Source organism: Mycobacterium sp. NPDC050551 (assembly GCF_040674075.1).
In the GTDB taxonomy this organism is placed as follows: domain Bacteria; phylum Actinomycetota; class Actinomycetes; order Mycobacteriales; family Mycobacteriaceae; genus Mycobacterium.
In genome coordinates, this window is record NZ_JBFARC010000002.1 from 242830 (window position 1) to 261586 (window position 18757).

An 18757-nucleotide genomic window follows, 5' to 3' on the forward strand; every position below is an offset into this window, starting at 1 on the left:
GTAATGACGACAGACCTGGGTCGCCCCCGGAATCCCCGCATCGACTCCGCCGTCCTCGACGCGACCGTCGACCTGCTCGGCCGGACCGGCTACGCCGCGCTCTCGGTCGACGCGATCGCCAGGCGGGCAGGCACCAGCAAGCCGGCCATCTACCGGAGGTGGCCCAGCAAGGCGCACCTCGTGCACGAAGCGGCCTTCCCGCTCGACGCGGCGGTGGAGCTGCCCACCACCGGGTCCCTGCCGGAAGACGTCCGGGAGATGGTGCGCCGCACCGCCGCCGTGCTCACCACTCCGGCCGCACAGGCGGCCCTGCCCGGCCTGATCGGCGAGATGGCCGCCGACCCCACGCTGCACACCGCACTGCTCGAGCGCTTCGGCGACATCCTCGGCCGCGGGCTGTCCGAACGACTGGCCGATGCCGGAACCCGCGGCGAGATCCGGACCGATGTGACCGCCGTCGACCTCACCGAAGCGATCGCCGGCATCACCCTGCTCGCGTTGCTCAGCCGGGGCGCCACCCTGGACGACGCCTGGGTCGAACGCACCGCCACCCTCATCACGAAAGGCATCAGCGCATGACCGGAGCCACCCACGAGTCGAGCGCCGCGTGGCGCGAACTGCTCGACACCCTCGGCAGTCTCGACCGCACCTTCCTCGAGGGCGACCGCGCCGTCACCGACGACCGCCACGTCGCGGACGGCTACCGCATGCTTGCGACCACCCTCGGGGTGGCCTTCGACACCTACCTGTTCGCCGACCCCGCCCGCCCGCGGTGGCTCGAGGTGAACTCGCCGTCGCGTCCCGACCGCCGATGGGGTGGCGACAACACCGACGCCTACTACTTCATGTGCCCGGTCGACCCGCAGCGCCGCTACCGCATCAGCGGCAACCGCGGCGACAGCGTCTACTTCTCGGTGACCGCCTACAACGAACCCGCCCCTGGTGCGTGGTCGGACCGCATCGTGGCGATCGTGCGCGACGACGACCTCGAGTTCACCGCCGACGGCGACTTCACGTTCGACTTCGGCCCGGCCCCGGACGCCGCGGTGCTGATGACCCGCGACTACCAGGCCGATCCGCGCACCGGGCGACCGGTGCGTTGGGAGATCGAGGCGCTCGACGAGCCACCGCCGTTCCGGCACGGCGACGCCGAAACCGCCTCGGCATTGCGCGCCTCGGCGGCCTGGCTGCGGACGATGTTCGCCATCCTGCCGCTGGCCGTCGGCGTGCGGGTCGACGACGCACTCGCGCACGGTCACGAGATCGCCTCGGTGGCCAACGAATTCGCCGACCCGTACCAGGTCCCGGACGCCAACTTCGGCTGGTCGGCGCGCGACGCGTGCTATGCCTACGGCAGCTTCGTGCTCGAGGACGACGAGGCCCTCGTGATCACCCACCGCCCGCCGCCCTGCCGGTTCTGGAATCTGGTGGTGTGGAACCAGTTCATGGCCACCCCCGGCGTGGCCGACGCCCGCAGTTCGGTCAACGGCCACCGCGCGGTGCCCAGTGCCGACGGCTCGGTGACGATCGTCGTGTCACCCGGCAGCACGGCGCACCCGAACTCGGTCACGACGCTCGGCTATCCCCGCGGCAACCTCGCGTTCCGGTGGTTCCTGGCCGACGGGGTGCCCGCCCGGCCGGAGGTGCGGTTGGTCAAGGCGGCGGACGCCCCGACCGAAATTTGAGTAGCACTACCTAGGCGGTCGCGGCATACCGTTTTCCCATGCCAGAACGCCTTTCCGAACCCCGGGTCGCAACGCTCCTGCCCGCCTTCTTCCCGTCCCCCGCCGAGGTCGCCGCGGGCACCCCGGCCACCCGCGACCGCGCCATCGACGTCATCCGCATCACCGCCCTCGTCGGCGTGGTTCTCGGCCACACCGTGATGGCCACCAGCACCATCCGCGACGACGTGTTCATCTGGAGCAATCTGCTCACCGCCTCGCCGGTGTTGCAGGCGCTGACCTGGGTGTTCCAGATCATGCCGCTGTTCTTCTTCGCGGGGGTGGCGGCGTGCGTGGACTCGTGGAAAGCCGGCGGATCCTGGGGCAACTGGCTGCTGCGCCGCTGCACCCGGCTGTACCGGCCGGTGTTCTACTACCTGGCGTTCTGGGGTGTGGCCCTGGTGACGCTGCGCGTGGTGCTGCCCGAACACGTCTACGAACCGATCGCCGGTATCAGCATCCAACTGCTCTGGTTCCTCGGCGCCTACGTGCTCGTGCTCGCCGCCGTCCCGCTGCTCACCCACATCACCACCACGGCCCGGCTGGCGGCGGCGGTGCTCGGCGCCTACGCGTTCGTCGCGGCGATCGACGTCCTGCGCATCAACATGGAGATGCCGAAGCTGGTGTCCTACCTGAACATGGCGGCCTGGCTCATCCCCGGCATGCTGGGAGTGGCGTACCGGCGACGGCTGCTCGACGGCCGCACCGCGCTGGGCGTCGGCGTGGCGATGCTCGGGGTGAATCTGGCGCTGCTGTGGTGGGGCCCCTACGAGCTGAGCCTGGTCGGCATCGAGACCCAGCAGCTCAAGAACATGACACCGCCGTCACTGCTGCTCGCCGGACACGCGATCATGATGTGCGCCTTCGCGATCGCCGCCGCACCCGCCATCAACCGGTGGGCACAGCGGCCCCGGGTGTGGTGGCTGGCCGCGATCGGCAACTCCGGAGCGATGACGCTCTACCTGTGGCACATGCCGGCCCTGCTGGCCATGCACCTGGTGTTCGACCACCTCGGCATGTCCCGATTCGACCCCGCCGCAGACGGTTTCGTGCTGCTGTCGGTGGTTCAGCTGGTGATCATGGCGGCGCTGATCGGCGTGGTGTTCGTGACGCTTCGCCCGCTGGAGAACAACCCGTTACCGCTGTGGGACGGCGGCCTGGTGTCGCGGCCGGGGCCGCGCAGCGCCGCGGTCGGCACCCTGCTCTGCGTGGCCGGCGCTGCCACGCTGGCCTCCGTCGGGTGGGGGCTCAAGGATCAGGGCCTGTGGTGCGTCGCGGTGATGCTGGTGGCGCTGGTGGGCGCCCGCGCGCTGGCCGGTGACGCGTCGGTGATCGCGCCGCGGGTCACCGAACGTGCGGCCACGGCGATCTGACCGCCGGATCGCCGAAGTGACCGCCGCGCTACCCGCTCTTGCGGCGGAACTCCCGACGGCTCTCCTGGGGGCCGTGTGCCCGGGGCTGCTTGCGGCCGCCGTCCTTGTGCGCGGCGCCGCCGCCCGCATTCGCCTTCTTGCGTTCCAGCGCTTCGCGGAACTTCTGCTTGGTGTCGTCCGGTGCGGCGGCTCCGGTCGTCTCGCCGTTGCTCTCGGTCACCGGTTCGTCAGCCATGAGCGCAGCGTAGCCTGCCCGCCCGCCGCCGTCGCGAGGTTTACCGGCGCCCCGGCGGCATGCCGTAGACATGCGAGATCGGCAGCGTCAGCAACACCCGCCGGTCGTCGACCATCGCCCGCCGGTAGTCATCCCAGTCCGGATGCTCTCCGGCGATGTTGCGGTACAACGCAATCAGCGCCTCGACGGTGTCGTCCCGGGGATCGGCGGCCGGAGGGGTCAGACTCGCCGTGCCCTCGGCCACCGCATACGACCACCCGTCGTCGGAGCCGACGTGCAGCGAGGCCCGGGCGTCACGGCGCAGATTGCGGGTCTTGGCCCGCGGTTCGGTGACCGAGACCTGGACGACGACCGCGCGGGGGTCGAAGTAGTAGCTGACGTTCGACAGCTGCGGCCGGCCGTCGCGCTTGATGGTGGCCAGCACGCCCAGCGAGTTGTTCGCGATCAGCGCCAACAGCTTGTCGTCGAACACCTGACGGCCCATGGACCGAGCCTACGTCTTTACCATCGATCTGATGACGGCGATCGACGGCAACACTTTGGACGGCGTTTCGGCCACCACCCTGTGGACGCTGCACAACCGCGGCTCCGAGGCCAAGCGGTCCGACGGCGTGATCCGCGACCCGTGGGCGGTGACGCTGCTGGACGCCATCGACTACGACTACCGCAAATTCGGCAAGCCCAACCAGTCGCACGGGCTGCGGGCCCGCGCGTTCGACGACGCGACGGCCGCCTATCTGCGCGCCCACCCCGGCGCGTCGGTGGTGGCGCTCGCCGAAGGACTGCAGACCAGTTTCTGGCGCCTGGACCGCCGCGGCGTCGCGGACGACGTGAGGTGGTACTCGGTCGATCTGCCCCCGGTGATGGCGCTGCGCGAGCAGCTGCTCCCGCGGGACGACCGGATCGTCGAGCTGGCCCAGTCGGCGCTGGACCGCAGCTGGATGGACCGGGTCGACGCGTCGCGGGGGGTGTTCATCACCGCCGAGGGCCTGTTGATGTACCTCGAGCCCGGCGACGTGCTCGACCTCCTCCGCGACTGCGCGGCGCGCTTCCCGGGCGGGCAGATGATGTTCGACTCGATCCCGCACTGGCTCAGCCGCCGCACGCTGAAGGGGCTGAAGCTGTCGGACCGCTACGTCACACCGCCGATGCCGTTCGCGCTCACCGCCGACGACGGTGTCGCCCTGGCCGGACGCATTCCCGGCGGGCGCGCGGCCCGCGACGTCGCCATGCCGCGCGGCCGCGGACTGTTCAACGTGCTGTTCTGGCCGGCCCTGGACCGGCTCGGGTTTCACCGCCGCAACCGGCCGAGTATCACGCTGCTGGAGTTCGGCGGGTGACCCGCTACGCCGCGTTCCTTCGCGGAGTGAACGTCGGCGGGGTGACCCTGAAGATGGCCGACGTGAAACGCGTCTTCACCGATGCCGGATTCAGTTCTGTGCGAACCATTCTGGCGAGCGGCAATGTCGTCTTCGACAGCCCAGCCGCGGTCGGCGGGGTCCGCGCGAAGGCCGAGAAGGCGCTGCGCGACGCGTTCGGCTACGACGCCTGGGTCCTGGCCTACGACCTCGGCACGGTGGCGGCCATCTCCGAGGCGTACCCGTTCGAGCGCGAGGTCGACGGGCACCACTCGTACGTCACATTCGTCAGCGATGCCGACGTGCTCGACGAGTTGGCCCTACTGGCCGACGACCCGGGGCCCGACGAGAAGATCGCCCGCGGTGACGGCGTCGTCTACTGGCAGGTGCCCCGCTCGGCGACGCTGCACAGCGCGATGGGCAAGACGATGGGCAGGAAGCGGTACAAGTCGTCGACGACCACCCGCAATCTCCGCACGCTGGACAAAGTGTTGAGGTGAGTACATTCGCGTAGGTGACAGGCACACCTACCCCGAAGGTCGACGCCAGCGCCCTGAAGGATGTCTCGGAGACGGCCCTGCTGACCCTGCAGGTCCGGGCACACGAGGCCAGGCGCCCCGACTCCCTGATCGACGATCCGATGGCCGTGCGGCTCGTCGACTCGATCGACTTCGACTTCGCCAAGTTCGGCTTCACCCGCCGCCAGGACATGGCACTGCGCGCGAAGACCTTCGACACCTACACCCGTCGCTACCTCGTCGACCACCCGAAGGCGACGGTGGTGGCCCTCGCGGAGGGGTTCCAGACCAGCTTCCACCGGCTGGACGCCGCCGGGGTGGGCCACGACTTTCGTTGGCTCACCGTCGATCTGCCACCGATGATCGCGCTGCGCGAGAAGCTGCTGCCGCCGTCGGACCGGGTGCGGATGCTGGCGCAGTCAGCGCTGGACTACTCGTGGATGGACGCGGTGGACGACTCCGACGGCGTGTTCGTCACGGCCGAGGGCCTGCTGATGTACCTGCCGCCGTCGGACGCGATGGGTCTGATCAACGCCTGCGCCACCCGGTTCCCCGGCGGCCAGATGATGTTCGACCTGCCGCCGCCGTGGTTCGCGGCGATCACCCGCCGGGGCCTGCGGACGTCGACGCGCTACAAGGTGCCGCCGATGCCGTTCAGCCTGACGGTGTCGCAGGCCGCCGAACTGGCCGACACGGTGCCGGGCGTGCGCGCGGTGCACGACGTGCCGATTCCGGAGGGCCGTGGGCGGCTGCTCAACGCCCTGGCCTGGACGGCGCAGCGATTGCCCGCGTTCGACTCGGTGCGTCCGGTGACGACGCTGCTCGAGTTCGGCTAGCGCTAGTCGAAGGCCGACTCGACGTAGCGCAGCGCTTCGGTCTTGTCGACGCCGAGTGCCCGCGCCGTCGCCACGAAGGTGTGTGCCGCGGTCGCCATCACGGTGTCGGCGGGGTCCACCCTGGCGACGAATGTGCCGAACCTGCCCCGGGTTTCGAGGATGCCCGCGGCTTCCAGTTCGCGGTAGGCGCGGGCCACGGTGTTGACGGCCAGGTTGAGCTGACCGGCGAGTTCGCGCACGGTGGGCAGCCGGGTGCCCGGAGGCAGCCCGCCTTCACGGACACCGTCGATGATCTGCTGCCTGAGCTGGTCGAAGAGTGGCCGTGCTGCTTGCGCGTCGATCCGCACCCAATCCCCCAATTCGGCCACGTGCCCAGTATTGCTCACAGCCGCTACTTTGGTCATGTGCAAGTGACGGTGCTCAGCGGGGCCGGCATCTCGGCCGAGAGTGGCGTGCCGACGTTCCGCGACGTCGAGACGGGTCTGTGGGCCAAGGTCGACCCCTACGAGATCTCCAGCGCCCACGGCTGGGCGAACCATCCCGAGAAGGTCTGGGCGTGGTACCTGTGGCGCCACCACATGATGGACGCCGTGGAACCGAACAACGGCCACCGCGCGGTCGCGGCGTGGCAGGACTACGCCGACGTGCACGTCGTCACCCAGAACGTGGACAACCTGCACGAGCGGGCAGGTAGCCGCAACGTCTACCACCTGCACGGCAGCCTGTTCGAATTCCGTTGCGCCGCGTGTGGCGGGCAGTTCGAGGGTGTGGTGCCCGCGATGCCCGAACCGGTGGAGTCGGTGGATCCGCCGCAGTGTCCGTGCGGCGGGCTGATCCGCCCGAATGTGGTGTGGTTCGGCGAGGCGCTGCCCGAGGACGCGTGGCAGCGGTCGGTGGCCGCGGTCAACGCCGCGGACGTGGTGATCGTGGTGGGCACGTCGTCGATCGTCTACCCGGCCGCCGGGCTCCCCGAGATGGCGCTGGCCAACGGCACGGCGGTGGTGGAGGTCAATCCGGAGCGCACCCCGCTGTCCGACGCCGCGACCGTCAGCCTGCGCGAATCGGCGGCCGGCGCGCTGCCCAACCTGTTGCAGCGGCTGCCGCAACTACTGCGCTAGGGCGTGGCGGCAGGCCCGCTCGAGCGCTGCTCGAAGTGGCGGCGCATGGCCGCGAGCATCTCCTCGTGCGCTCTCACCGCTTCGCGGTGCGCATAGCCGATCAACGGGCGCGGTGCGACGATCCGCACCCGCTCGACGATCCGGGTGCCGTTGTCGACGGCATCGAAACTCACGACGTCACGGAGTCGCACACCGAGGTGCGCCTGTGACTCACCGACCACGTCGCCTTCAGCACCGACGCGCAGATTCGCCGTGTACGACGTGCGAAACGACAACGGACCGAGCGTGTTCCGCTCCTGAACGCGCCAGTGCCCGGGTGCGACCTCGCGCACCGCCAGGATCAGCGGGTGAACCGTCGGCAGGTTCGTCAGGTCCGTGTAGAAGGCTCGCATCGTGGCAGGATCGGTGGGCACCCACTCGGTCAGCGTCCACTCCGAGCGCGCACGCCACCAGCTCATGGTCAGTCCCGGACTGCCCGGCCCAGCGCCACTTCGGCGACCGGCGACGGCGCCCAGGCCGGTAGCGCCCATTCGCGTCGCGCGCCGTCGACACGGAATCCCGCGCCGACGATCGACGATTCGGTGTCGCGGTGGGTGTGACAGTTCCCGAGCAGCCGCGGCCACACTGTGGCGTCGGCGAGCCGCTGCAGCCGCGCCCGTATGCCGGTACCTGCGACGTGTTCGAGGTAGCGCAGCTCCCCGCCCGGACGCAGCAACGAATACAGCTGTCGCAGAACACCGTCCGGATCATCGACCGAGCACAGCACCAGTGAGCACACCACCGCGTCGAACGGCTCGCGGGCCGCGAAGTCCTCGATGGCGTCGGCGGTGACGGTGACGGGGACCGGTGCGTGCGCGGCCGCCTCGCGGGCGGTTTCGGCGAGCCGGTGTTCGGGTTCGAGTGCGATGACCTCCGCCACCCCCGGCGGGTAGTGCGCGAAATTGGTGCCGGTGCCTGCACCCACCTCGAGCACCCGGCCGGTCAACCCGGCCAGATTCTCCGTACGCAGCCGGCGAACGGTCTCCGGTTCGTGTCCGGACATGGCGGTCCACACCCGTGCGAAGAACGGATTGTCAACGAGTTCGCTCATCGGCCATCTCCTTCATCAGCGCTATCGTCTGCTGCGGTGGCGTCTCGACATCGATGATCGTCGACATGATGTGGCCGCAACACACCGCCCGCAGCACGCGGTCGGCGAATGCCTCGACGTCGCCCCACGGCAGATACGGCCGTGAGATCAGCATCGCCGCCACCCCGTGGGCGGCCGTCCACAGTTCCAGCGCCAGCATGGTCGGGTCACCCGGCGGGTAGATGCCCTCGGCGATCAGCGCTTCGATCGAACCGCGCATGTGGACGAACGCCGAACTGTTGAGTGTCACGTCGACGTCGCTGCCCGGGCGGCCCTCCCCCATCGTCGCGATGCGGTACAGCTCAGGGGTCTCGGTGGCGAACCGGACATAGGCCAGGCCCTGGGCCCGCAGCACGTCGATGGCCGACGGCTGATCGGCCGACACCCGCTGCATCTCCTCGTCGAGTTTCTCGAAGTAGCGGGCGCACACCGCATCCAGGAGCGCATCCTTGTCGGCGAAGTGCAGATAGATCGACGGCGCGGTGACGCCGACGCGCTGCGCCACGGAGCGGATCGACACCGCCTTGGCGTGCCCCGTCTCCAGCAGCAGATCGGTGGTGGCGTCGAGTATCTCCTCACGCAGGTGTTCGCCGGACCCGCGTGGGGCCCGGCGACGCTTCACCCCGGTCGGCCCGCTCACGTCACCCAGTGTCCGACACGGCGAGCCGTGGCCGGTCGTCGGCCCCCGCAGCGCGCTCGGGCGCCGACTCACTGATGCCGATGCGCTCGTGCAACCGGACCAGCGGCGCGGGCGCCCACCAGTTCCACCGGCCGAGCACATGCATGAACGCCGGCACCAGCAGCATCCGCACCAGCGTGGCATCGGCGAGCACCGCCAGGGTGAGGCCCACCCCGAACATCCGCATGAAGGACACCTGCGCGGCGATCAGTGCGGCGAAGCTGATCGACATGACCAGCGCCGCAGCCGTGACGACACGGCCGGTGCGGGCCAGTCCGAGCGCCACGGCCTCGTCGTTGTCCTCGGCTGTCCTTCCGGGTGATGCCAGCCAGTACTCCCTGATCCTGGAGACCAGGAAGACCTCGTAGTCCATCGACAGGCCGAAGGCGATGCAGAACATCAGCACCGGCATGTTGGCGACCAGGGTTCCGGTCGGCGTGGTGCCGAACGCGCCGAGATGGCCTTCCTGGAAGATCCACACCAGCGCGCCGAACGCGGCGGACAACGAGATGACGTTGAGCAGCAACGCTTTCAGCGGTATCACCACGCTGCCGCTGAGCAGGAACAGCAGCACGAATGTCACCGCGGCAATGACACCGAGCACCAGCGGCAGCCGGGACGTGATCGATTCCGAGCTGTCGCGGTTGATCGCCGCGACACCGGTCAACTGCACCGGCTTGCCTTCGGGCGGCGCCACCGCTCGCAGTGCGTCGAGCTGCGCGTCGGACGCCGCGGTGAACAGCGGCGCCTCGCTCGTGACGGTGAGATAGGCGGCGCCGTCCCGCATTCCGGTCGATGCCGCAGGCGCCCCGACCGGTGCACCGTCGACGAACGTGCCACCCGGTGCGGACGCCGAGGCGACCTGCGGCACCTGCGACAGGGCGGCGGCATAGCGGTCGAACTGCTCGGGTGTGACGCCGGTGGCGTCTGGCAGGACCACCGTCACGTTGGCGGCCGAGTCGACCGCGAAGCCGTTGCGCAGCTCGTCACCCACTTGGCGCGCCGAGGCCGACTCGGGCAGCACGCGGTCGTCGGGGAATCCCCACTTGATGCCGAGGAACGGCGCCCCGAGCAGGAGCAGAAGCGTGACGACGGCCAGGCCGATGATGACTGAGCGGCGCATCACGAACTTCGTCGAGCGGTACCAGAAGGTCTCCTCGACCGGCCGCGGGACCGGCTCGGGCCGGCACAGTATCCGCCTCAGGCCGCGCCGCACGTCGAGGGAGTCGATGCGATCGCCCAGCAGCGCGATCGCCGCGGGCGCCACCACCAGTGCTGCGGTCGCGGCGAAGACCACCACCGCGATACCGGCGTAGGCGAACGACTTCAGGAAGTACATCGGGAACAGCACCATCGCGAGCATCGACAGCGCGACCGTCATCGCCGAGAAGAGCACGGTGCGGCCTGCCGTCACCATGGTGCGCACCAGCGCGCGGTCCCGGTCGGCGCCCTCGGCGAGTTCGTCGCGGTAGCGGCTGATGATGAGAAGCGTGGAGTCGATGGCGATCGCCAGACCCATGGCGATCGAGAGATTCAGCGCGAAGATCGACACGTCGGTGAACAGGGTGACGGTCCGCAGCGCGGCCATCGTGCCCAGGATCGCGAAGGCGCCGACGATCAGCGGCAGCGTCGCGGCGAACACGCCGCCGAACACCCACAGCAGCACCAGGAAGCTGAGCGGGATCGCGATCGACTCCATCAGGAGCAGGTCTTTCTCGCTCTGCCCGTTCACCTGGACGTAGGTCATCGCCTCGCCACCGGCCCGCACCACGACACCGTCGCGGTCGTGCACCACCTGTTCGACCAGCGCCTTGGCATGTTTCTGCGCGTCACTCTCGCCCCCGGTGATTCCGGCGATGATCAGGCCGGTGCGACCGTCCTCACTCACCAGGGCCGACGCGGCGGCAGGTGGCGCGGTCCACGCCGAGCTGACCTGGCCGACCTCGGGCGAGGCCTCCAGTGCGCGGACGATGTCGTCTCCGGCGGCGCGGGCTGCGGCGTCACGCGCGCCCGCCTCGGAGGTGACGCTGATGACGAGGTCCATGTCGCCGCGGTCGAACTTGTCGACCAGCACCGCGGTGGCTCTGGCCGATTCGGAGTCCGGATCCTGGAAACCACCGGCGGACAGGTTCTTGGCCACCGGGATGCCGAAGACTCCGGCTGCGACCATCACGAGTGCGGCGATGACGAGAATGCGGCGGGGTGCGGCGATGGCCAGCTCGGCGATTCGTTGCAGCATCGTCGCGTCCTCCAGACCCGAATACGGACTTACCGGCGCTAACTTAACAACGGTAACCCGAGACGTCAACGCCCCGGCCGCAGGATTGCCGTCCGCGCCGGGACCAACCCCGTCACCGCACCCGAATCGCCCGATCGGGCAAACAAAGGCCGTTCGGGGTGCCTACTGTATTCCCGCCTGCGATGATTCGCCCGTGACCACCTCAGTCGTCGGCCGCGCGGGTGACTCTCGCGTCGTCGCCGACTTCCTCACCGCCGCCTCCGAGCAACCATCGGGCCTCGGCATCGAGGGTGAGGCGGGCATCGGGAAGACCACCCTGTGGCTGGGTGTGGAGGACCGGGCGCGCACCACCGGATTCCAGGTGCTGTCCGCGCGCGCCGTACAGAGCGAATCATCGCTGGCCTACGCGGCTCTGGCCGATCTGCTGCGCGACGTACCGGCCGCGGTCATCGACCGGCTCCCCGAGCTGCAGCGCATCGCGATCGACCGGGTGTTGTTGCGCGGCGACGACACCGGGCCGAGCACCGATCAGCGTGCGGTGGCCGCCGCGTTCGTCTCCGCGGTCGAGACGATGACGGCCGACGCGCCGGTGCTGGTGGCGGTCGACGACGTGCCATGGCTCGACGCGTCGACCAGGGCGGTCCTCACCTACGCCGCGCGCCGGCTCTCCGGACCGGTCGGGATCCTCGTCACGGCGCGCACCGATGCCGACGAGCCCGACGCACTGTCGTGGCTGCGGCTGAGCCGGCCCGACGCCATGCGACGGCACCGGGTGAGCCCGTTGAGCCTGGGCGGTCTGCATCAACTGCTGGCGGAGCGGCTCGGCCGGACCTTTCCTAGGCCGACGCTGGTCCGCATCGCCGAGATCTCCCGAGGCAACCCGTTCTATGCGCTCGAGTTGGCGCGGGCCTCCGACGGGCTCCCACGGGCCGACGGCGAGCTGCCCGCCGGTCTCGCGGAGCTGATGCGCAATCGCATCGGCCGGCTCGACCGTGACGCCGGCCGGGTGTTGCTCGCCGCGGCCTGTAGCGCCCAGCCGTCGATCGAGCTGCTGGCCGAGGCGACCGGCAACAGTGCCGAGCGGGTGCTCGACGTGCTCGAAGACGTCGAGACCAACGGCATCATCACGATCGAGGGCTCCCGCGTGCGGTTCGCCCATCCGCTGCTTGCGCACAGCGTCTACACCGATGCCGGCCGCCCGGACCGTCGCCGGATGCACCGCACGCTGGCGCAGATCGTCACCGAGCCGGAGCTCAAGGCGCGACACCTGGCGCTGGCCGCGGTCAGCGAGGATCCGGCGACTCTGCAGGCGCTCGACGACGCGGCCGAGGTGGCGCGGCGGCGGGGCGCGCCCGCGGCCGCAGCGGAGCTCCTCGAGATGGCGTTCCGGCTCGGCGGCGACGACCCGGTGCGCCGGCTGCGTGCGGCCGAACACCACTTCGAGGCCGGCAGCACCGACCGCGCCGTCGAACACCTCGACCCCACGATCGAGCGGCTGCCGCCGGGGCCGATCCTCGCCATGGCGCTGATCCTGCGGGCCGGTCTGCGCATCTACGACAACCGATTCGCACTCGCCGCACAGCTTCTCGACCAGGCGCTCGAAGCGGCAGGCGACATCCCGAAGCTACGGCTGCGCACCCTGCTGCTGCTCAGCATGGCCCGCGGCATGGCGGGCGACGTCGACGCCTCCACCCGCGCCGCGAGCGACGCCGTGCGCATCGCCGAGGAGATCGGCCGCCCGGCACTGCTGAGCCAAGCGCTGGCGCTGCAGGTGCATGCCGGCCTGCAGTTCGGGCAGCCCTTCGACGAGGCCGCCCTCCGTCGCGCCGTCGAGTTGGAGAACCTCGACTACAACGGCCCCATCCCGTTCCGCGCCCACGTCGTCAACGCGCTGTCGATGGCCCACATCGGCCGGCTCGACGAGGCCGCCGTGCTCATCGCCGAGGCCCGCCGTCGGTGCGACGAGCGGGGCGCGGAGAGCGATCTGATGGCCATCGCCGGCTGGAGCACGCTGATCAGCATCTGGCGCGGACGCTTCGAGGAGGCCGCGGGATACGCCGAGGAGGCCGTCGAGCGGGCCGAACAGCTCGGCGGCGATTCGGTGCTGGTGATCCCGCAGACCGTGCGGGCGGCCGCCTACTCCTATCTGGGTCGCTTCGAGGAGGCCCGCGCCGACGCCAAGGCCGCCTACGAGTGCGCCGTGGAGTGCGAGGCGGTGCGGATGACGGAGTGGCCGTTGATGACGCTCGGCTTCATCGAGGTGTCGCAGGGCAATTACGCCGAGGCGCTCACGGCCATGGCCCCGTTGATCGCGATGTTCGACCGGATCCCGGGCACAGAGATCATGTCCTCGATGCACGTCCCCGATGCCGTCGAGGCGATGGCCGCGCTGGGTCGCCTCGATGAGGCCGAGCCGATGGTGACGGAGATGGAGCGCAACGGCCGGGCCCACGACCGCCCGTGGATCCTCGCCGTCGGCGGCCGCTGCCGCGCCATGATGCAGGCCGCGATGGGCGACGTGGAGGCGGCGGAGCGGACGGCGCGGCAGGCGCTGACCGAGCATGACCGGCTGCCGATGCCGTTCGAGCGGGCCCGCACCGAGCTTCTGCTGGGCCAGCTGCAGCGCCGATTGCGTCAGAAGGACCTGGCGGCAGGCACGCTGCGGAAGGCCCTGCGGACCTTCGAATCGCTCGGCACGCCGCTGTGGGCTGCCCGGGCCCGCGCCGAACTGGCCCGCACCAACGTCGGGCCCGGCGGGCAGGCCGCGCTCACGCCGTCCGAGAGGCGCGTCGCCGAACTGGCCGCCTCGGGCATGACGAACAGAGACGTCGCCGCCGCCCTGTTCATCAGCCCGAAGACCGTCGAGCACAACCTGGGACGCGTCTACCGCAAGCTCGGCATCCGGTCACGGGCCGAACTGGGGCGGCTGATGGGCGGCTCATAGGCCTCCCACCTGGGTACTTTCCATCGAAAACACCCTGTTCAAGATTAGGGAAACGCCCGATTCGAACGCGGGGAACCGACACTAATTTGAGTGGTATGGGCGCCTCAGCACCGCATCTCTGCTGTTTCCTCGCCGAGTGGTACCGGCCCGAGATGACCCGGCCGGGAGTCGAGGACCTGCTGGGCGAGCTGGACGCCGCGACCGCCGCGATGGCGTCCGAGGGCAAGTCGGTGCAACTGCTGCTGACCTTGGCCGTACCGACCGACGAAGTGCTCTACGGCGTGTTCACCGCCGACGCGCCGGAGGTCGTCAGCGAGGTGTGTGCCCGTGCCGGCATCCCGGTCGCGCGGTTGAGCACCGATGTCGACGCCCGTCTCAGCTCCTGGTGACCAACCCGATCCACCTCACGGGACCTACTGGCCAGAAACCTACCGAGAAGTAGGATTGCCACCATTTTCCGAACCGTGACTCAAAGAACTCTTAATGGTGACCCATACGCTCAGTGTCATGTGGATCGACGACACCAGTGCCGATGTCATCAAGGTCGACTTCGAGGCGCTCTACCACGGGGACTTCCTCGTAGAGGGCGACACCTCGGAGCAACTGGACGACCTGGCCCAAGCCGTGTGACCACGCGCGCCTGATCGGCGCGCGTGTCACCCGTCAGCCTTTGCTGCCCGCCGGGGCACCCCTGGTCATCTCACGATGACCCGTGGAGCCTCAGGCGGGCACTTTTTGTTCTCGACCCGAGGTGACCATTCCGGCCAACCGGTCGGTGATCAGCTCCTCGGCCTCCGCGACCAACCGCGACACCAGTTCCCCGCAGGTCGGGATGTCGTTGATCAGGCCCATCGACGTGCCCACCGACCAGATGCCTGCGTCGAGGTCGCCGAGCTCGTAGACCTTGTTGCCCCGCACGCCGGCCACCAGATCCTTGACGTCCGGGAACTGGCCGCCGTTGTTGAGGATCTCGACGACCTCGCGTGACACCGCGTTGCTCGCCACGCGGGCGGTGTTGCGCAGCGGCCGGAAGATCAGCTCGGTGTCGAGCTCGGTGCCGGCGACGATGGCTTCCTTGACGTTCTGATGGATCGACGACTCGACGGTGCACATGAACCGTGAACCCATGTTGATGCCGTCGGCACCCAGCGCGAGTGCCGCCACCAGGCCGCGGGAGTCGGCGAACCCGCCCGACGCGATCATCGGGATGTCGATCTTGGCCGCCGCGGCCGGGATCAGGATCAGGCCGGGGATGTCGTCCTCGCCGGGATGGCCCGCGCACTCGAACCCGTCGATGCTGATGCCGTCGACGCCGAGGCTCTGCGCCTTCACCGCGTGCCGCACCGAGGTGCACTTGTGCAGCACCTTGATGCCGTTGTCGTGGAACATCGGCAGATGCGGCGCCGGGTTGGACCCCGCGGTCTCGACGATCTTGATGCCGGCATCGACGATCACCTGGCGGTACTCGTCATAGGGCGGCGGGTTGATCGTCGGCAGGATCGTCAGGTTGACGCCGAACGGCTTGTCGGTGAGCTCGCGGGTCTTGTCGATCTCCTTGGCCAGGTCCGCGGGCGTCGGCTGGGTCAGCGCGGTCAGGAACCCCAGCGCCCCGGCATTGGCGACGGCCGCCACCAGTTCGGCGCGGCCGACCCACTGCATGCCGCCCTGCACGATGGGATGTTCGATGCCGAATGTCTCGGTGAACTTCGTGTTCAGAGTCATGCGATCACCTCGGGGCCATGCGGATGGCGCCGTCGAGGCGGATGACCTCGCCGTTGAGCATCGGGTTCTCCACGATGTGCACGGCAAGCGCGCCGTACTCGTCGGGGTCACCGAGGCGGGCCGGGTGCGGCACCTGCTGGCCGAGCGACTTCTGCGCCTCCTCGGGCAGCGAGCCCAGCAGCGGCGTCTTGAACAGGCCCGGTGCGATGGTGCAGACCCGGATCAGGCTGCGCGACAGGTCGCGCGCGATCGGCAGCGTCATGCCGACCACGCCGCCCTTGGACGCCGAGTACGCGGCCTGGCCGATCTGACCCTCGAACGCGGCGACCGAGGCGGTGTTGACGATGACGCCGCGCTCGTCGCCGTTCTTGCCGGCCAGCGGCTCGGTCTTGGCGATCCGCTCGGCCGACAGCCGCAGCACGTTGAACGTGCCGATCAGGTTGACCTCGATGGTCTTCTTGAACACGTCGAGCGGGAAGGGCCCGTCCTTGCCGAGGGTCTTGATCGCGCTGCCGATGCCCGCACAGTTCACGTTGATCCGCACCGGGCCGAGCGATTCGGCGACGTCGAGCGCCTTGGCGACGGCGGCCTCGTCGGTCACGTTGGTCTCGACGAAGGTGGCGCGGTCACCGAGGTCGGCGACGGCCTCTTCCCCGCGCAGGTCCAGCACGACCACCTGTGCGCCCGCGTCGAGCAGTCGCTTCGCGGTTGCCAGGCCCAGGCCCGATGCCCCGCCGGTGACGACGGCTACGGCGTCCTTGATCTCCACTGATGTACTTCCTCTCCGGCCGGCCAGTGTCGCCGACCTACTGGTTGGTTGGGGACTATACCCAGTCGCTCAACACGGACTCGGTGTCCGCTCCGGGGGCTCCCGGCGGCTTAGGCAGATCGGGTGCGGTGCGAGAGAACCGCGGGGCGGGCGCGGGGTAGAGCGAGCCGTCCTCCCGGTAGAAGGTGTCGCGCTCGGTGTTGTGCGGCTCGTCCTCGACCTCGGCGAAGCTCAGCACCGGCGTGACGCACGCGTCGCTGTCGGCGAACACCTTCGCCCAGTGATCGCGGTCGTGGGCGGCGAAGGCCTTGGTGAACACCTCGCGCAGTTCGGGCCAACGGCCCATGTCGTTCTGGTCGGGCAGGTCGGCGGCGTCGAGGCCGAGCTTGGCCAGCAGTTCGGCGTAGAACTGCGGCTCGATCGCGCCGACGGCGACGTGGCGGCCGTCCGCGCAGGTGTAGGTGTCGTAGTACGGCGCACCGGTGTCGAGCATGTTGACCCCGCGCTCGTCGCTCCACATCCCCATCGACCGGAACGCCCACATCATCTGCGCCAGCACGCTGGATCCGTCGACCATCGCGGCGTCCACGATCTGGCCCTTGCCCGAGCGTTCCCGCTCCCAGAGCGCGGACAGGATGCCGACGAGCAGGAACATCGAACCGCCGCCGAAGTCGCCGACCAGGTTCAGCGGCGGCACCGGCCGCTCACCGGCACGGCCGACGGCGTGCAGCACGCCGTTGAGGGAGATGTAGTTGATGTCGTGGCCGGACCGCTGGCTGCGCGGACCGTTCTGCCCCCAGCCGGTCATGCGTCCGTAGATGAGGCGGTCGTTGACCTTTGCGCAGTCATCCGGCCCCAGGCCGAGCCGTTCGGTGACGCCGGGCCGGAAGCCCTCGATCAGCACGTCGGCCTTGGCGATCAACCGCAGCACCAGGTCGCGCCCCTCGTCGCTCTTGAGGTCCGCGGACACCGAACGCCGGTTCCGGAGCAGATGGTCGCGGCCCTTGGTCGGGATGCCCGGCCCTTTACCCGGCCGTTCGACGCGCACCACGTCGGCGCCCAGATCGCCGAGGATCATGGCGGCATGTGGCCCCGGGCCGATACCGGCCAACTCGACGACACGCAATCCCTGCAGTGGACCCGACATGCTTACCGCCCTTCACCTGTGGTTGACCGCCGACATAGCTTACTTGTATAACCTTCTCCAGTGATCGCGGGTCGTCGACCCGTCGAAACGCCTACCGGGACTGGTGCCGATATGACCTCCACCGAAACGTATGTGAGCCTCGACGACCTCACGGTCGTCCCGCGAGACGGCGTCCTGTCGATCACTCTGAACAGGCCGGACAGCCTCAACTCGCTGACCGCGGAGATGCTCGAGGGCATCGCCGACGCCCTGACCCAGGCGGCCGCCGATCCCGCCGTCCGGGTGGTCAGGCTCGGTGGCGCGGGCCGCGGCTTCAGTTCCGGCGCGGGCATCAGCGAGAACGACCAGACCGCTGACGGCCACGACGCCAAGGCGGTGCTCGACGCCGCCAACCGCGCGGTGGCCGCGATCGTGGCGCTGCCCAAACCGGTGGTGGCCGCCGTGCACGGGCCCGCGGCGGGCGTGGGGGTGTCGCTCGCGCTGGCGTGCGACATCGTGCTCGCCTCGGAGAAGGCCTTCTTCCTGCTCGCCTTCACCAAGATCGGGCTGATGCCCGACGGCGGCGCGTCGGCACTGGTGGCCGCCGCGATCGGCCGGATCCGGGCGATGCGGATGGCGCTGCTGGCCGAACGGCTCTCCGCCACCGAGGCCCACGAGTTCGGACTCGTCAGCGGGGTGCACCCCGCCGACGACTTCGAGACCGAGGTCGACCGGGTGCTCGCGATCCTGGTGGCGGGACCCGCCGTCGCGCTGCGCAAGACCAAGCAGGCGATCAACGCCGCCACGCTCACCGAACTCGACGGCGCATTCGACCGGGAGAGCGAGGGACAGCTCCAGTTGCTGGGCTCGCACGACTTCCGCGAGGGCACAAGGGCGTTCCAGCAGCGCCGGTCGGCGCAGTTCACCGACAGCTAGCCACACCTCCCGCGGGTTCCGCGCGGCTGACCGGCCGAAAATCGTTGGACCAAG

The 18757-nt window shown here is 69.6% G+C and carries 21 protein-coding genes; 11 read left to right on the top strand and 10 right to left on the bottom strand.

Going from position 1 to position 18757, the window contains the following annotated elements:
- Positions 1–3 precede the first annotated feature (3 nt).
- From AB0K11_RS07780 to AB0K11_RS07790, 3 genes are read left to right on the top strand one after another with little or no spacing between them, the layout of a single operon-like run.
- On the top strand, positions 4–579 hold the full coding sequence (locus tag AB0K11_RS07780; RefSeq protein ID WP_364974339.1) for a TetR/AcrR family transcriptional regulator: 576 nt from the start codon (positions 4–6) through the stop codon (positions 577–579).
- The gene (locus AB0K11_RS07785; RefSeq protein WP_364974341.1) at positions 576–1685 is read left to right on the top strand and encodes a DUF1214 domain-containing protein; all 1110 of its coding nucleotides are present in this window, start codon (positions 576–578) and stop codon (positions 1683–1685) included. The genes AB0K11_RS07780 and AB0K11_RS07785 overlap by 4 nt, the downstream gene beginning before the upstream one ends.
- Positions 1686–1723: 38 nt before the next feature.
- The gene (locus AB0K11_RS07790; protein ID WP_364974344.1) at positions 1724–3094 is read left to right on the top strand and encodes an acyltransferase; all 1371 of its coding nucleotides are present in this window, start codon (positions 1724–1726) and stop codon (positions 3092–3094) included.
- Between the two features lie 28 nt (positions 3095–3122).
- Here the strand turns inward: AB0K11_RS07790 and AB0K11_RS07795 are convergent, their stop codons facing one another.
- The gene (locus AB0K11_RS07795) at positions 3123–3329 is read right to left on the bottom strand and encodes a DUF5302 domain-containing protein (protein ID WP_364974346.1); all 207 of its coding nucleotides are present in this window, start codon (positions 3327–3329) and stop codon (positions 3123–3125) included.
- A gap of 40 nt (positions 3330–3369) precedes the next feature.
- Positions 3370–3813, bottom strand: coding sequence for a PPOX class F420-dependent oxidoreductase (locus tag AB0K11_RS07800; protein WP_364974349.1), 444 nt, complete (start codon positions 3811–3813; stop codon positions 3370–3372).
- A 31-nt stretch (positions 3814–3844) separates the two neighbouring features.
- Between AB0K11_RS07800 and AB0K11_RS07805 the strand changes: the two genes are divergently transcribed.
- Genes AB0K11_RS07805 through AB0K11_RS07815 form a run of 3 tightly spaced genes read left to right on the top strand, consistent with a single transcriptional unit; the run spans position 3845 to position 6041 of the window.
- Positions 3845–4669: a class I SAM-dependent methyltransferase gene (locus AB0K11_RS07805; RefSeq protein WP_364974351.1), complete on the top strand. Its 825-nt coding sequence runs from the start codon at positions 3845–3847 to the stop codon at positions 4667–4669.
- Complete coding sequence (locus AB0K11_RS07810; RefSeq protein ID WP_364974353.1) at positions 4666–5187, top strand: DUF1697 domain-containing protein; 522 nt, start codon at positions 4666–4668, stop codon at positions 5185–5187. Before AB0K11_RS07805 ends, AB0K11_RS07810 begins: the two co-directional genes overlap by 4 nt.
- A 14-nt stretch (positions 5188–5201) precedes the next feature.
- Positions 5202–6041, top strand: coding sequence for a class I SAM-dependent methyltransferase (locus tag AB0K11_RS07815; RefSeq protein ID WP_364974355.1), 840 nt, complete (start codon positions 5202–5204; stop codon positions 6039–6041).
- 2 nt (positions 6042–6043) lie between these two features.
- Here the strand turns inward: AB0K11_RS07815 and AB0K11_RS07820 are convergent, their stop codons facing one another.
- The gene (locus tag AB0K11_RS07820) at positions 6044–6409 is read right to left on the bottom strand and encodes a GntR family transcriptional regulator (RefSeq protein WP_364976679.1); all 366 of its coding nucleotides are present in this window, start codon (positions 6407–6409) and stop codon (positions 6044–6046) included.
- A 36-nt stretch (positions 6410–6445) separates the two neighbouring features.
- On the opposite strand from AB0K11_RS07820, the gene AB0K11_RS07825 reads away from it, so the two are divergent.
- Positions 6446–7159 carry an NAD-dependent deacylase gene (locus tag AB0K11_RS07825; protein WP_364974358.1) on the top strand — a complete coding sequence of 238 codons (714 nt, stop codon included), beginning with the start codon at positions 6446–6448 and terminating at the stop codon, positions 7157–7159.
- On the opposite strand, the gene AB0K11_RS07830 is transcribed toward AB0K11_RS07825, so the two are convergent.
- From AB0K11_RS07830 to AB0K11_RS07845, 4 genes are read right to left on the bottom strand one after another with little or no spacing between them, the layout of a single operon-like run.
- Positions 7156–7617, bottom strand: coding sequence for an SRPBCC family protein (locus AB0K11_RS07830; RefSeq protein WP_364974361.1), 462 nt, complete (start codon positions 7615–7617; stop codon positions 7156–7158). The genes AB0K11_RS07825 and AB0K11_RS07830 overlap by 4 nt on opposite strands.
- Positions 7618–7619: 2 nt before the next feature.
- On the bottom strand, positions 7620–8249 hold the full coding sequence (locus tag AB0K11_RS07835; protein WP_364974363.1) for a class I SAM-dependent methyltransferase: 630 nt from the start codon (positions 8247–8249) through the stop codon (positions 7620–7622).
- Positions 8233–8928 carry a TetR/AcrR family transcriptional regulator gene (locus tag AB0K11_RS07840; protein ID WP_364974366.1) on the bottom strand — a complete coding sequence of 232 codons (696 nt, stop codon included), beginning with the start codon at positions 8926–8928 and terminating at the stop codon, positions 8233–8235. The genes AB0K11_RS07835 and AB0K11_RS07840 overlap by 17 nt, the downstream gene beginning before the upstream one ends.
- Position 8929: 1 nt before the next feature.
- The gene (locus tag AB0K11_RS07845) at positions 8930–11206 is read right to left on the bottom strand and encodes an MMPL family transporter (RefSeq protein ID WP_364974369.1); all 2277 of its coding nucleotides are present in this window, start codon (positions 11204–11206) and stop codon (positions 8930–8932) included.
- Positions 11207–11399: 193 nt separating this feature from the next.
- On the opposite strand from AB0K11_RS07845, the gene AB0K11_RS07850 reads away from it, so the two are divergent.
- The 3 genes from AB0K11_RS07850 to AB0K11_RS07860 all read left to right on the top strand — a co-directional run bounded on the left by AB0K11_RS07850 (position 11400) and on the right by AB0K11_RS07860 (position 14780).
- The gene (locus AB0K11_RS07850; RefSeq protein ID WP_364974373.1) at positions 11400–14150 is read left to right on the top strand and encodes a LuxR C-terminal-related transcriptional regulator; all 2751 of its coding nucleotides are present in this window, start codon (positions 11400–11402) and stop codon (positions 14148–14150) included.
- A gap of 95 nt (positions 14151–14245) precedes the next feature.
- Positions 14246–14539, top strand: coding sequence for a hypothetical protein (locus AB0K11_RS07855; RefSeq protein ID WP_364974375.1), 294 nt, complete (start codon positions 14246–14248; stop codon positions 14537–14539).
- A 118-nt stretch (positions 14540–14657) separates the two neighbouring features.
- Positions 14658–14780, top strand: coding sequence for a hypothetical protein (locus AB0K11_RS07860; protein WP_264011340.1), 123 nt, complete (start codon positions 14658–14660; stop codon positions 14778–14780).
- Between the two features lie 90 nt (positions 14781–14870).
- Here AB0K11_RS07860 and AB0K11_RS07865 read toward each other — a convergent pair whose 3' ends face one another.
- The 3 genes from AB0K11_RS07865 to AB0K11_RS07875 are packed head-to-tail and all read right to left on the bottom strand — an operon-like array spanning position 14871 to position 17788.
- Positions 14871–15872, bottom strand: a complete 1002-nt coding sequence (locus tag AB0K11_RS07865) for a nitronate monooxygenase family protein (protein ID WP_364974378.1) — start codon at positions 15870–15872, stop codon at positions 14871–14873.
- Positions 15873–15876: 4 nt separating this feature from the next.
- On the bottom strand, positions 15877–16641 hold the full coding sequence (locus tag AB0K11_RS07870) for a 3-hydroxyacyl-CoA dehydrogenase (protein WP_364974381.1): 765 nt from the start codon (positions 16639–16641) through the stop codon (positions 15877–15879).
- A 55-nt stretch (positions 16642–16696) separates the two neighbouring features.
- Positions 16697–17788: a CaiB/BaiF CoA-transferase family protein gene (locus tag AB0K11_RS07875; RefSeq protein ID WP_364974384.1), complete on the bottom strand. Its 1092-nt coding sequence runs from the start codon at positions 17786–17788 to the stop codon at positions 16697–16699.
- 111 nt (positions 17789–17899) lie between these two features.
- Here AB0K11_RS07875 and AB0K11_RS07880 point away from each other — a divergent pair, with 111 nt between their 5' ends.
- Positions 17900–18703 (top strand): enoyl-CoA hydratase, encoded by an 804-nt coding sequence (locus AB0K11_RS07880; RefSeq protein WP_364974387.1) that lies wholly within the window; start codon positions 17900–17902, stop codon positions 18701–18703.
- Positions 18704–18757: the final 54 nt, after the last annotated feature.